Annotated in this window: 10 protein-coding genes and 1 pseudogene; 4 read left to right on the top strand and 7 right to left on the bottom strand. The window is 57.1% G+C overall.

The annotated features are described in order from the left end of the window. Positions 1 to 37: 37 nt before the first annotated feature. The 4 genes from BF12_RS20320 to BF12_RS20325 form a co-directional block, all read right to left on the bottom strand. Complete coding sequence (locus tag BF12_RS20320; protein WP_051511026.1) at positions 38 to 1,141, bottom strand: sigma-54 interaction domain-containing protein; 1,104 nt, start codon at positions 1,139 to 1,141, stop codon at positions 38 to 40. A gap of 338 nt (positions 1,142 to 1,479) precedes the next feature. Beyond that, a complete protein-coding gene (locus BF12_RS0114215) occupies positions 1,480 to 1,863 on the bottom strand; it encodes a hypothetical protein (RefSeq protein ID WP_024952850.1) in 384 nt (127 codons plus the stop codon). Between the two features lie 132 nt (positions 1,864 to 1,995). Further along, on the bottom strand, positions 1,996 to 2,868 hold the full coding sequence (locus tag BF12_RS0114220) for a hypothetical protein (protein WP_024952851.1): 873 nt from the start codon (positions 2,866 to 2,868) through the stop codon (positions 1,996 to 1,998). A gap of 25 nt (positions 2,869 to 2,893) precedes the next feature. Further along, a complete protein-coding gene (locus BF12_RS20325; protein WP_246116450.1) occupies positions 2,894 to 3,778 on the bottom strand; it encodes a CsgG/HfaB family protein in 885 nt (294 codons plus the stop codon). Between the two features lie 586 nt (positions 3,779 to 4,364). Here BF12_RS20325 and thpD point away from each other — a divergent pair. Both thpD and BF12_RS0114235 read left to right on the top strand, forming a co-directional pair. Continuing rightward, positions 4,365 to 5,486 (top strand): ectoine hydroxylase, encoded by a 1,122-nt coding sequence (gene thpD, locus BF12_RS20330; protein WP_024952853.1) that lies wholly within the window; start codon positions 4,365 to 4,367, stop codon positions 5,484 to 5,486. Between the two features lie 159 nt (positions 5,487 to 5,645). Continuing rightward, the gene (locus tag BF12_RS0114235; protein ID WP_024952854.1) at positions 5,646 to 6,380 is read left to right on the top strand and encodes a fumarylacetoacetate hydrolase family protein; all 735 of its coding nucleotides are present in this window, start codon (positions 5,646 to 5,648) and stop codon (positions 6,378 to 6,380) included. Between the two features lie 168 nt (positions 6,381 to 6,548). On the opposite strand, the pseudogene speA reads toward BF12_RS0114235, so the two are convergent. The 3 genes and pseudogenes from speA to BF12_RS0114250 form a co-directional block, all read right to left on the bottom strand. Continuing rightward, positions 6,549 to 8,446 (bottom strand): annotated as a pseudogene (gene speA, locus BF12_RS20335) (biosynthetic arginine decarboxylase). A gap of 194 nt (positions 8,447 to 8,640) precedes the next feature. Next, a complete protein-coding gene (locus BF12_RS0114245) occupies positions 8,641 to 9,603 on the bottom strand; it encodes a homoserine kinase (RefSeq protein ID WP_024952855.1) in 963 nt (320 codons plus the stop codon). A 162-nt stretch (positions 9,604 to 9,765) separates the two neighbouring features. Further along, positions 9,766 to 10,095, bottom strand: a complete 330-nt coding sequence (locus BF12_RS0114250) for a DUF2782 domain-containing protein (RefSeq protein WP_024952856.1) — start codon at positions 10,093 to 10,095, stop codon at positions 9,766 to 9,768. Positions 10,096 to 10,340: 245 nt separating this feature from the next. On the opposite strand from BF12_RS0114250, the gene polA reads away from it, so the two are divergent. After that, positions 10,341 to 13,226: a DNA polymerase I gene (gene polA / locus BF12_RS0114255; RefSeq protein WP_024952857.1), complete on the top strand. Its 2,886-nt coding sequence runs from the start codon at positions 10,341 to 10,343 to the stop codon at positions 13,224 to 13,226. 123 nt (positions 13,227 to 13,349) lie between these two features. Further along, positions 13,350 to 14,414 (top strand): type I restriction endonuclease, encoded by a 1,065-nt coding sequence (locus BF12_RS0114260; RefSeq protein WP_024952858.1) that lies wholly within the window; start codon positions 13,350 to 13,352, stop codon positions 14,412 to 14,414. The last annotated feature ends 9 nt before the right edge of the window (positions 14,415 to 14,423 follow it).

The raw sequence follows: 14,423 nt of genomic DNA on the forward strand, positions 1-14,423 counted from the left end.
TTCTCTTCTCTTCTCTTCTCATTCTTATGACGCGTGCTCAATGTGCTGTCGGGGCTTCCGGATGCTGAGCCAGCCAGCTGAGACGTTTGCGATAGATGGTTGAAGGCGCAATCTCCAGAATCGCGGCAGCGCGAGGAATGCTACCTTCGCAGGCCTCGATAACCGTCTCTATCGCGTCACGCTCTACCATCCATAGCGGGCGCAGCCAGGGGTCGTCACTTTCCGAGAGTATTGGTGACCGCATCGCTGTAACGTGCCTGCCGACTGCAGAGTGATTCGCGGGAAGATCGAGCATGGCGGCGGTCAGTACCTCACCTTCATTGAGAATGATGGCTCGACGCAGAGTGTTTTCCAGCTCACGTACATTACCGGGCCAGTCATGTGTCAGCAGCTGCTGCTCGGCGCACGAGCTCAAGTGCGTAAAGTGCTTGCCCTCATGACTCGCCATGCGGGTCAGCAAGCCATTGGCGATCTCCAGTATGTCCTTCCCGCGCTCACGTAGTGGCGGAACCTTGAGGGGAATGACGTGCAAGCGATAGAAAAGATCTTCGCGGAAGCGATGTGTATCGACCAGCTGGCGAGGGTCTTGGTGAGTCGCGCAGACAATGCGGCAGTTGACCTCAGTCGTGCGGGTGGCGCCGACAGGCATCACCTGGCCCGTCTGTAAAAAGCGCAGCAGCTTGCTCTGTAGCGGCAGCGGTAGTTCTGCTATCTCATCAAGAAATAACGTGCCACCGTCGGCGGCGACAGCGAGTCCTTGTTGGGCACTGACAGCGCCAGTGAAGGCGCCACGCACATGGCCAAATAGTTGGGACTCCAGCAGTTCCGCAGGAATCGCGGCACAATTGACCGCAATGAAGGGTCCATCACGCACTGGGCTGTGACGGTGGATGGCTGTCGCACATAGCTCCTTGCCGCTGCCGCTTTCGCCAGTAATGAAGATCGGGGCGTCCGAATGGGCGACCTGGATGAGGGTGCGATAGAGGGTCTGCATGGTCGATGAGCCTCCGATAAACCCCTCAAAACCGTGACGCCGCGGTACCGATAATTCCCTGACTCTGGGAATGATGGAGGAGTCGGCAGCCAGGTTCAGTGCGGAGGCAGCCGGTGCAGCCTGATGATGAGCCTTCAGTGCGGTCATGAGCGATGTTCCCTTCCTGCTTATCTTTCTACAGCACTTCAACGAGCGAATGCGCTGTGAAAGCATTGTTGTACGGCTGTTTCTAATGACAGCCTCGCGGATATGGCACGCGGACTCTTATCGTTGAGTCTTCGGTGTGAGTTGTTCTATGTGCCTTAATCCAAGCGTAATCGGTTGTTGAGAATGAGCTTGACGGTTTTTAGTAGGTTTTTATCCCTCCCTTCAAGTGACAGGCCTCTCAGCATTGCAGGCCGAGCTACTGACTAGTTCTCTCCTCTCGTTTGAAACGTAAGACTCAATACCCAGTGACGACAGGCTTCGGGATTCACGGTCATCTATCATGGCTCTTCCTCTTCATTTACTTGATTGTTGGTCGTGTGCGTGAGGTCGGTAGTGGCAGTTTGTGAACTACTATCGGCTGACTGATCTGCATTGCCATCGATAGTGCCGGTTGAACCATCACTGAGCGTCTGCTGGATCTGTTGCCAGTTACCAATCGCAGTACTGCTGCCGGTATTGAGTGTGTACTCACCGATATTGGTATCTGAACCTTCACCCAGGCTACCGGCTTTCTTGCTCTCGTACAGAATCAAGGCGGACTCTGAACTTCGGGCAGGGAAGTCATAGGGGAAGGGGCCCATCAACGAGCTAGCACTTACGACACTCGCCATCAGGCAGCTTGTACTCAGAAGTCCCAGGCCGATACGCGTGAAAGCGTTCATGTCTTACTCCTTAAGCCTTTGAAGCACACCGTTGTTGAAATATGCAGTTTCTGACGCTTGCTGCACCCTGAATAGTGCAGGTAATGAAACACACGCGGGTTGCCCCGCGTGTGTTGACTGCGTGCTGCCGGTTTACGGAGTGGCGGTCTGTGGCCCGACATTGATGGACATGTTATTGCCCACTGAAGTTGCGACATTGCTGATAACCGGGCCTTCGAAGTTACCCACTGGTGGCAGGCCGAGTGTGATGTTGCTGACCCGCGCAGTGGAGGTCACGTTAGCGAAGCTCATCTGGGTATTGTCGGCAATCAGTGCAGTATCAAGACCGGTAGTGTCCTGGGTGACCGACAGGTTGTTGCCCACGGAAGTTGCGGCATTGTCCACGCTCAGGTTGAGGATATTCTCGACCTTGGCCAGTGAATCGATATCGGCGCTCCCCATGTGGTAGCCATACCCGCCGCTGCCCGCCAGGAACTGCTCGTTATGCAGGTTGACCATGGCATCGCTCTCGATTGAAGCGTTGTTACCCACGGAGGTCGCCGCATTTTCAAGGCTTTCCAGATTGACGATGTCCTCATTGATGACAGGGTCAGTCGTAGTGGTGTTGATGTAGCTGCCTGCGATGGCACCGGCCCCCGCCACTGCGTCTGCGCCGCTATTGCTGCCATACCGGCTGCTGTATGCACCAGCACTCGCTGCTGCGCCAGCGGCAGCTCCGGCAAAGTTGCCAGTCTCGACAGTGGTTTCACCCGGACCACTGCCATAGCTGACATCTTTGACGATAGCGGTAGAGCTGACATCGCCGATCTGTTTCTGAAGGTTTTCGACCATCACCAAGCCACCCGGATCAACGATAGTGGGATCAATGTTGGCCTTGACCTTGATATGGGTGTCGACGTGCCCATGCCATTTCCAGTTCACGTTCTCGAAGGCATGTGCCTGGCTTACCATCATGATGCCACTGGCGAGGCCGATAGCGACTGCGAGCTTATTATAAGTAGTCATTGTCATGTTCCTCATGAATGTTGACTTATTGTGCTGCGCTTGGTGCTGCGGGTACTTCTGTTGTTGATGTTTCTACTGCTGGTGTTGCGGTTGTATTACTTGCTGCAACTTCACGCGTGTTGCTCTTGTCAGTGGCAACATGCTGGCCTGGATGAAGCTGACAATCCTCTCCTGCAGGGACAGGGAGTCCCAGGCCTTCAGTCAGAAGTTGGTATGCGCCCATCTCCACGACTGATCTCACGCCCAGCTGCAGTGGTTCATTACGCACTGCGCCGGAATCAAACTCGATTAGCTGGTTGCCGAAGAAGCGATAAATACCCGCCTCGACCTCATAACCCACGACCTGTTTCTGCAAGCTGGTGACATAGATGGTGCGGAAGGTACGAATATCGACCATGCGAAGATCCAGCCCGACATTGATGACAGCGGTGCGTAGACCTGCACCGATACCACTGACAAACAGGCGGGTTCCGCCACTGGAAATGTTGTAATTTAGTTCTGTCAGTGCGCCTAAAACCACGAAATTAGAGGGCAGTACCGCCAGTTTTCGGGGCGCGAAGGCCAAGGCCTTTTGCTCGAAGAGTTGCTGTTCGGCCAGGGGGACGCGAACATCCAAGCGCTCGGTCAAGTGAACTTTCTGAGTCTTGTAGAGCGCACTGATCAGCATTTCAGATACGCCCTGAGTGACAGCGGCGCTCTCGGTAACAGTGGAATAGCTTCTCTGTCCGGTTTTATCAGTGATTTGTCCGACAGCAATGACCGGTAGATTATCGATACCCTCTACTCGGCTAAGCGAGGCGAGACATTCGCTGTAAGGCGTATTGTTTGAGGTGACTGGCGGCCCAACAACGGGCTCGATATTATCGAATTGTGGTTCGACAGTAGCGCAGCCCCCCAGCACTGTGGCCATGCAAGCGGCCATACAAATACGTGGCTTTAACATGCTGGAAGTTCCCCTGGTGTGACGCATCATCCTGCGCCGTTCTTGTACTCTGATATGTGTCTATCAGTTGTGTTTCTGTATTTCTAAGTGGCAGGAAGTATGCCAAGTTTATTGCTGTTGTTTTTTAGTGACTTAACGATTTTTTGCAAAATAAGGGGGTGCTGCAATTTGCAAAAAGCGAGGCGGATTGAAGAAAATCACTAGCATTCGATGTGGCGGTATTAGGGGATGATAAGACTCGATTATTAGCCTTGATGAGAGTCACGATAAGGCTGAATGAGCTTGTAATAATGCGGCGGGCTGACTGAGAAAAATTGTCAGTCGTATGTCGGTAGAGCTGTCATCTTCTCGCGAGCGCGAGTCTGAGGAGGGTAGTGCAGTGGTTAATGGTGTTTTAACGATGCCAAGGCTGATATTTCTGTGATTTATCCGTGCCGCGAGGGGTTGAAGTTAGCTATCGGGTCCACATAGTCCCTATGCGGAGACTCCGTACTGCAAGATGCCAGATTCCTCTTTCCTCAATGCAAGCCATTGATGCCTTAAGGAGAGCAAGATGACAGCTTCACGCCATATGAATTCTCGCCACATCGCCACCGCCTCAGCCTCCAAGCAGCGCAGCTACCGCGCCCATGACGGTGGCAGAGCACATCATGCTGCGTCAGATACTGGTCAGCGCCTTGGTATGCGCCAGGTAGATGCTGATCGCTGTCAGGCACCAGAAGCCTATCTTGACCAATCCGGCAGCGACCGTGGTTCTGCCGCAGAAGATGCCTACCCCACGCGCCTGAGTCAGCCGCCGCAGCATCTCTGGCAGACACGGCAAGAGCCCATCGTTCATTCACATGCTGATGAGGGGCCGCTGGGAGCAGAGCAGCTCAAGCGCTTTGAGCGTGACGGCTTCATCTTCGAGCCGGAGTTTCTGGCAGAGGAGGAGGTTGAGGTGCTCAAGGCCGAGCTGGCCGCGCTGCTCGACAATGAGGAGTGGCAGGGGCGTGACTTCACCATTACTGAGCCCAAGAGTCGTGAGATCCGCTCGATATTTGCCGTGCACTTCCTGTCTGAGCGCTTTCGTCAGTTGGCAGAAGACCCGCGTCTGATCGGGCGTGCCCGCCAGATTCTAGGCGGAGGCGTCTATGTCCATCAGTCGCGCATCAATTACAAACCGGGCTTCGAGGGCAAGGGCTTCAACTGGCACTCTGATTTCGAGACGTGGCACGCCGAAGACGGCATGCCGGAGATGCGTGCCGTCAGTGCCTCGATCATCCTGACGGACAATCACCACTTCAATGGCCCGCTGATGCTGATTCCCGGCTCGCATAAGGTCTTTGTGCACTGTCTTGGCGAGACGCCGGAAGACAATCACAAGTCGTCGCTGCAATCGCAGAAAGTCGGAGTGCCATCGCGTAAGGCGCTACGTGAGCTAGTCGCCGAGCGGGGCATTGAAGCGCCGACGGGCACGGCGGGTGGTCTGCTGATGTTTGACTGCAATACCTTGCATGGCTCCAACGCCAACATGTCGCCGGACCCGCGCAGCAATGCCTTCTTCGTCTATAACCGCGTCGATAACGCGATGCAGGCACCGTATGCCGCATCTCGGCCGCGACCTGAGTTTCTGGCGCATCGTGATGACGGAGGCTGGGATGCGCTTGAGCGCACCGATGGCGTCAGCCACTAGTGTGAGGAATACCGCCTGGGTGAACCGATTTGATGAACCCAAGGTTCCACCAAGGCAACGAAATCTCTGACGATAGTGTTGTAGTGAACGATAGCAGAGGCGGCGTAAGATTGAACGCCTTCAATACGCTGTATCTTCACTATCCGACAGGAGCCCTGCATGCCACTTGCCCAGCGTTTCACACCACGTTTCAGTGATGGCCGTGTCTTTGCCCATGATTTGGGCAAGGCGGTGTGTGTCGGGCGCAACTATGCTGCGCATGCTGCAGAGCTAGGCAATGAAGTGCCCAGCGAGCCGCTACTGTTTATCAAGCCGGCGACCAGCGTGGTAGCACTGGACAAGCCACTGACGCTGTCGCATCGCCGTGGTCAGTACCATTACGAAGCTGAACTGGCGCTGCTGATCGGCAAGCCACTCTGTGAGGCCAGCGAAGAGGAAGCGCTGGAGGCACTGGCGGGCATGGGGCTGGCGCTGGATCTGACCCTGCGTGAGCGTCAAAGCAAGCTCAAGGCCAAGGGTCAGCCGTGGGAACTGGCCAAGGCCTTCGATGGCAGCTGTCCGCTTTCGGCCTTCGTGCCGCTGGAAGGGCCGCGCTGGCGAGACGCTGATGGCACCCTGCATGATGTCGATTTTCAGGCGCTCAATTATCGCTTCTCGATTGATGGAGAGCAGCGGCAGGTCGCGGAGACTCGTCTGATGCTGTTCCCCGTGGCACGTCTACTCAGCGAGATCAGCCACAGCTTCACGCTGCTGCCGGGTGATGTCGTGCTGACGGGCACACCGGAAGGCGTCGGTGAGCTGAATCCGGAGCAGTCGCTGGCACTGGCACTGGATGCGCCGGACGGCAGCGGTGAACTGCTGCGCATCGAGACGACGACGCGAAGCGTAGCGTGATCGAGCTAGCGCATATTTGACGAGGTGCGTTTGATTGGGCATGTCTGACGAAGCGTGATCTGACAAGGCATTCATCCTGCACAAAAAAAGCCCCTGCCGGTGATCCGGCAGGGGCTTTTGGCGTTTATTAGCGGCGAAAGGTCAGCGCCGAAAAATCAGTAGTGTCGCTCAGGTCTCGAGGTAGGTGTAGCCATCGAGACCTGCCTTGAGGTCTTCCAGCAAATCAGCCTGTTCCAATGCATTCAGGCTAGAGGCCTTGAGCTGACGCGCCAGGCGCGCCGCCAGATGGTCAGGGTCAAAGTTCACGTAACGCAGTACCTGAGCGACGCTGTCACCTTGAATGGCATGCGAGAGCTGCCACTGGCCATCTTCGCCCAGGCTTGCATCCACGGAATCGGTATCACCGAACAGGTTGTGCAGGTCACCGAGAATTTCCTGATACGCCCCGACCATGAAGAAGCCCAGCAGCTTTTCTTCATCGTCATTCCATTCTGGCAGCGGCAGGGTCGCATCGAGGCCTGATCATCCACATAGGTGTCGATACGGCCATCGCTGTCACAGGTGATGTCCTGAATCACGCCACGGCGCGTCGGCGCACGATTCAGCCCCGTCAGCGGCAGAATCGGGAAAATCTGCGCGATGCCCCAGATGTCCGGCAGCGACTGGAACAGCGAGAAGTTGACGAACAGCTTGTCGGCCAGCTTCTCGTTCAGCTCATCCAGTACCGCACGGTGTGAGCGTTGGCGCGCATCAAGGCGCGTGGATAGGCTGCGACACACGTTGGTGTAGATGGCCTCGGCCTCGGCGCGAATGGCGATGCTGGCCAGCCCCATCACGAAGCGTTCCTGCACCTGCTTCTGGGCATGCACCACGGCGTGGTAGATCTCGACCAATTCACGTGGTTCCAGCGCGCCATCGAGGCGACCGGCCTGTGCCCAGAGTGCCGCGATCTGCAGATCATCCTCGCGACGTACCGGCAGCGGAAGGTCGACACGCTCTTCACCGATCACGTCCGTCACCAGCACGGCGTGATGTGCCGTCAGTGCCCGGCCGGATTCAGAGATGATGTGCGGGTGCGGCAGGTCATGCGCTTCGCAGACGGCGTGAAAGGCGCCAACCACATAGTCGGCGTATTCACGCATGGAGTAGTTGAGCGAGCAGGCGCTTTCCGAGCGTGTGCCTTCGTAGTCGACGCCCAGGCCGCCGCCAACATCGACGATTTCCACGCCGGCACCAGCCTCATGCAGCCCCTGATAGAAGCGAGCACATTCCGCCAGGCCACGCTGGATATCGCTGATATCCGCGATCTGGGAACCGAGATGGAAGTGGACCAGCTTGAGGCAGTCGAGTGCATCGACCTCACGCAGACGCTCGACCAGCGCGACGATCTGGCTGGCGGTCAGGCCGAACTTGGATTTCTCGCCGCCGGTATTCTGCCAGTTGCCCTTGCCGATGGTCGCCAGGCGCGCGCGCAGACCGATGCGCGGGCGCACGCCAAGGCGCTTGGCCTCTTCCAGCACCAGTTCAAGCTCGCTGGCCTTCTCGACCACTAGATGCACGCGATGACCGAGCTTCTCGCCCATCAGCGCCAGACGCACGTACTCGCGGTCCTTGTAGCCGTTGCAGACGATGACCGACGGGCCATTGTCCGACAGCGCCAGCACGGCCAGCAGTTCCGGTTTGCTACCGGCTTCCAGACCGACGCGCCCGCGTGAGCGCTCGTTGGTCGCCAGCAGCTCTTCGACGACGCGACGCTGCTGATTGACCTTGATCGGGTAGACCGCGGTGTAGCTGGAGCCATAGCCGCGTGACTCAATGGCGGCATCGAAGGCGGCACACAGCTGCTCGACGCGGTCATGCAGAATGTCGGCAAAGCGAATCAGTAGCGGCAGGCGCAGGCCTTGTTCGCGCGCCTTGTCGACCAGCGAAATCAGCGACAACGCGGGAGTGCCCGGCTCGCCCTGTGGGCGCACCAGCGTCAGGCCATCCTGACCCACGTCGAAATAGCCGCTGCCCCATTGGTCAATGTTATAGGTGCGGCGTGCTTCGGCTGCAAAGGAGGTCATCGCGGTCTCCGGAGATGGACGGCGTGAAGGCAAGCCCGGTGGTCTGGCATCAGCTCACTAGTATCAGCTAAGCGGCATCAGCTCAGTGGCACCGGAGAAGACAAGTACGCCCGCACGGGATGCGGGCGCTCAGGGGGCGCATTATGCCTGCTGACAGCCTGCAGGCAATCGCTTTAGCGCATGACGCGTATTCTTCAGGCGGGCAGCGTCGCTTCAGGTAGCGGCAGCGCGCCTTCTTCGATACGACGGCCCAGCAACTGACGATATTGTGCCGGGTCTTTCGGCGTCAGGCTGTGCGCGGGCGGATCGACATACACCACCAGCAGACGCGACAACCAATAGCGCAGTGCGGTCATGCGCAGCATGCTCGGCCACAGGCGGCGCTCATCAGCGTTCATCGGACGCTCAGCGAGATAGGCGCCGAGCAGAGCGTCATAACGCGCGCTATCCAGGCGGCCATCGTCGTGCGAACACCAGTCGTTGACCACGATCGACAGATCGAAGATCAGGTCACCGGTACAGCCGTTATAGAAGTCGATGATACCGCCGAGGCGATCACCATCGAACAGCGTGTTGTCGCGGAACAGATCACCATGCAATACGCCCTGCGGGAGATCGACACCGCTGAAAGCGTCTTCACAGATATCGATCTCGTCGGCCATCAGTGTCTGATCGCTCGGCGTCAGATACGCCAGCACCTTGTGGTGCATCGGCTTGATCCAGTTGAGATCACGAGTATTGGGGCGCTGGCCAGTGAAGTGTTGCGAGACGGCATGCATGCGACCCAACGCGGCCCCAATCTCGGCGCACTGCGTGGTGTTGGGCGCGACAGGCCACTGGCCCGGCATCCGCGGAAACAGCAACGCAGGCTTGCCCGCCAGTGACTTGAGCGCCTGGCCGTCGTGGTCATGCAGCGGGCCGGGCACGGGCAGCTTGTGATTGGCGAGAAAATCGAGCAACTCGACGAAGAAGGGCAGCTCATCGTGCTCGCCCTGCTCGAACAGTGTCAGCACCATTTCACGGCGGTCGGTCGTGACGAAGAAGGTCGAGTTTTCGGTGCCATGCGCGACATCCTCAAGGGAGGTCAGCGTGCCTGCATCGTACTCTGCCAGAAACTGTGCGACCTGATCGTGGCTCAGGGGGGTAAAGACTGCCATCTGTGACTCTCGCCGAATGTGCCTGTCCCGCCGCTGCCCTGCACGTCATGACTGTGCCGTTCGCGGAGAGAATTATTGTGGGGATGCAGAGGTGAGGCTGCGCTGAACGTCAGGCCGCCGAGAGGCAGGCCTGACATCAAACGTATTGCTGACTGGAGCTTATCATTTTTTACGCGCCCAGCCCGGCACCTGCAGCTGACCGGCGTCTTTCACGCCGGACTTGATGAAATTGCCGTTGCCATCACTGTCGAGCAGGAAGAAGGGCGCGCCTTCTCTGGGAATGACCTCGATCGCGAACAGATGGCCGTTGACGCGATATTCGCGCAGCGTGCGGTCATCCTGCTGGCGGCTGGTGACCTGCGGCTTGGGTGCGTCACTCTCGGCCACGGCCAATGGTGCGCTCAGGCTGGTGACCGCCACCAGCAGGCTGGCGGCCAGCAGGCGAGGCAGTGTCAAGGTACAACGCGGGGCGGAAGATGCAATCGTGCGCATGGCATATCTCCTGAGCGCAACGTTCTGTGCGCTGACGTGCAGATGGGTAGCCGGCCTGTCGTCTGGTGATCAGGCGCTCCCGTTGGGAGCAGTTTACGTCGCCCGTCTCTCGACTGCACTAGCCCGCCTGCGTGTCGTTGATCGTGGATGGCGGCTGGGCGTGTCGTCAGCCCTTGCGTATCATGAGCGCATTGTCGCCGGCGTTTGCCCCGGCCCCACCTTTCAGCCTACGGATGCGACTGCTCATGGCCGCCACGCCGATCGTTCTCGTCGATGGATCTTCCTACCTCTATCGCGCCTTTCATGCTCTGCCGCCGCTGACCACCTCCAAGGGGCTGCCGACCGGCGCCGTGAAGGGGGTGATCAACATGCTCAAGAGCCTGATTCGCCAGTATCCGGATAGCCCCATGGCGGTCGTGTTCGATGCCAAGGGCAAGACCTTCCGCGATGACATGTACGCCGAGTACAAGGCGCAGCGCCCGCCGATGCCGGATGACCTGCGTCTGCAGATTGAACCGTTGCATGCCTGCGTGCGCGCCCTCGGCCTGCCGCTGCTGTGTGTCACGGGTGTCGAGGCGGATGACGTCATTGGCACTCTGGCGCGCTTGGCGACTGAAGCCGGGCGTGATGCCGTCATCTCTACCGGTGACAAGGACATGGCGCAGCTGGTGAATGAGCACATCACGCTGGTCAACACCATGAAGAACGAGACGCTGGACGTGGACGGCGTCACCGAGAAGTTCGGCATTCCGCCGAATCTGATCATCGATTTCCTCGCGCTGATGGGTGACAAGGTCGACAACATTCCCGGCGTACCGGGTGTGGGCGAGAAGACCGCACTGGGCCTGCTGCAAGGCATGGAAGGCGGTCTCGACACCATCTATGGCGATCTGGATCGCATCAAGACGCTCAGCTTCCGTGGCGCCAAGACACTGGCCAAGAAGATGGAAGCGCATCGCGATGAAGCCTATCTCTCCTATCGCCTCGCCACCATCAAGCTGGATTGCGAGCTGGAACACGGCCTGGATGATCTCGCGATTGCCGCGCCGGACACCGCCGCGCTGGTCGAGCTGTATAAAGAGATGGAATTCAGAGCGTGGCTGAAGGAGCTGCTGGAGGGCGGTGACATGGCCGCCACCCCGCACGCCGACGAGAAGGACAGCGGTGTGGCCGCGACAGACCTGTTCGGCGATAGCATCGCGCCGGTCGCTGCCCCCGCAACTGACAAGGACAAGGCCGCTGCTGCCCCAGCGCCTGTCATCGAGAGTGACGGCGCACACGACGACATGACGCCTGACGTGCTGCCGCCGCGTGAAGAGCGCAACTATCGCGCCATCACCACACAGGCTGAGCTGGATGAGTGGCTGACGCGTGTGCGTGCCAGCACCTCGCTGTGTTTCGATCTCGAAACCACCAGTCTCAACTACATGGAAGCCGATATCGTCGGCATCGGCATGGCGCTGGAGATAGGCGAGGCCGTCTATATTCCGGTCGCGCACAGCTATCTGGATGCCCCCGCTCAGCTGGACCGCAAGGCGGTACTGGCCGCGCTGACGCCGATTCTGGCAGACCCCGCCATCACCAAGATTGGCCAGAACCTCAAGTACGATATCGAGGTGCTGGCGCGCTACGATATTCCCGTCTCTGGCCCACTGGCCGACACCATGTTGATGTCCTACGTGCTCAACTCCACGGTGACACGTCACGACATGGATTCGCTGGCGCTCAAGTATCTGGGTGAAACGACCATCAGCTTCACCGATATCGCGGGCAAGGGCGCCAAGCAGTTGACCTTTGATCAGATCGCGCTGGAAGAGGCGATGCCCTATGCCTGTGAAGATGTCGATATCACCCTGCGTCTGGCGGCGCTGCTGGGGCCACAGGTCGCCAGAACCGGCCGCCTGGAAGAGGTGCTCCAACAGCTCGAATTCCCGCTGATTCCGGTGCTGGCACGTATCGAGCGCAACGGTGTCGCGATTGACCCGGAGCGGCTGCACACCCAGACGCGTGAGCTGATCGAGCAGATTCATACGGCCGAGAAGGAAGCCTTTGCGCTGGCGGGTCGTGAGTTCAATCTCGCCTCGCCCAAGCAGCTGGGCGAAATTCTCTTCGAGGAGCAGAAGCTGCCGGTCAAGAAGAAGACGCCCAAGGGCGCGCCGTCGACAGCTGAAGCGGTGCTGGAAGAGCTGGCGCTGGATTTCCCGCTGCCCAAGATCATCATGCGCCATCGCGGCATGACCAAGCTCAAGAGCACCTATACCGACAAGCTGCCGCAGCTGGTCAATCCGGTCACGCGTCGTCTGCACACCAGCTATCACCAGGCGGTGACCGCGACGGGCCGTCTGTCATCGTCTGATCCGAATCTGCAGAACATTCCGGTGCGCAGCGAAGAGGGGCGGCGTATTCGTCAGGCCTTCATCGCACGCCCCGGCTATCGCATCGTCGCGGCGGATTACTCTCAGATCGAGCTGCGCATCATGGCGCACCTCTCGGGCGACAAAGGGCTGCTGTCGGCCTTCGCTGAGAATCGCGATGTGCACGCAGCCACGGCGGCGGAAGTCTTCGGTGTCGATGAGGCGCGTGTCAGCACGGACCAGCGCCGCAGTGCCAAGGCGATCAACTTCGGGCTGATCTACGGCATGTCGTCGTGGGGGCTGTCGCGTCAGCTCAATATTGAGCCGGGCAAGGCCAAGACCTATATCGAACGCTACTTCGATCGCTATCCGGGCGTTGCGACCTATATGGAAGACACGCGCCGTCTTGCCGCTGATCAAGGCTATGTCGAAACCATCTTCGGCCGTCGCCTCTATCTGCCGGAAATCGGCTCGCGCAATCACGCGCGCCGCAGTGCTGCTGAACGCACCGCCATCAACGCCCCGATGCAAGGCAGCGCCGCTGACATCATCAAGCGCGCCATGATCGACGTGGACGCCTGGCTAGCGGACAGTGACTCAGGCTACGACGCCATGATGGTTATGCAGGTACACGATGAACTCGTCTTCGAAGTCGCCGAAGCGCAAGTCGACGCCTTCATGAAAGACGTCGCCCAACGCATGCAAGACGCCGCCGCTCTCGACGTCCCGCTGCTCGTCGAAGTCGAGCAAGGCGACAACTGGGAAGAAGCGCATTAACGCTACGGACCGTATAAAAAGATAATAAAAACCCCGTGAATGCGGGGTTTTTATTATCCATGTTGACAGTTATTCTATTGGGAGTAGTAATTGAAGGATTGAATTTACACAGGGAAGAAAAAGATGAGCCTGATTGAACGCTTTCAGCCGTTAGTCCGTCGTGCTCGTGAGGAAAGTTCTCACATCACTACTGAAGAGGCGACCAAGACAGCATTGGTACTACCGATGCTTCAGATATTGGGGTATGACGTATTCAATCCTCGTGAAGTCATTCCTGAGTACATTGCAGATATCGGCAAGAAAAAGGGAGAGAAGGTCGACTATGCCATCATGAAGGATGGTGAGATCTCAGTGTTGATTGAATGCAAGCCGCTTGGTATGAATCTAGATCAAGCACATTTCACCCAGCTCTATCGTTATTTTAGTGTGACTCCTGCTCGTTTTGGGGTGCTGACTAATGGCGTCGAGTATCGTTTCTTCTCTGATTTAGATGATAGGAATAAACTAGACGATCAGCCTTTCTTCCGATTTGATTTACTTGATCATAATGATCGTGATCTTGAAGAGCTTAAGAAGTTTAGTAAGAGCGACTTTGAAGTTGACAATATTCTAGGTTCTGCTAGTCAATTAAAATATATTTCTTTAATTCAGGAAGAGTTTTCAAATCTTATTTCAGATGTACCCGAAGATTTTGTGAAGTTCTTGGTGTCACGTATTTACGAAGGGCGTATGACACAAAGTATTATAAGCGAATTTAAGCCTACTGTTTACGAGGCAATTCAGCAGTTTATTCGCGAGCAGGTAGATACTCGCCTTAAGAAGGCACTCAATTCTAATGACTTAGCAGTTGCTGAATCAGTGAAAATAGAAGTAGTTGAGGAGGATTTAGTGCCAGATGATGGTATTGAGACTACTCAAGAAGAGATCGATGCTTATAATATCGTTAGAGCAATGGTTTGTGACCAAGTCGATATTGTTAGAGTAGTTATGCGCGACACTAAGAGTTATTGTGGTATCTTGCTTGATGATAACAATAGAAGGCCAATTTGCCGCCTACACTTCAATGGCAAGAGTGTCAAGCGAGTAGAGTTCTTTGATGATGAAGCTGGTAAAGTTGAAATTAAAGATGTGAAAGATATTTTTGAATACAAGCATAGATTAGTGGCAGCTCTGAAAAAGTATGCATGAGTATTTTTT

This window comes from Cobetia crustatorum, assembly GCF_000591415.1.
GTDB lineage: Bacteria > Pseudomonadota > Gammaproteobacteria > Pseudomonadales > Halomonadaceae > Cobetia > Cobetia crustatorum.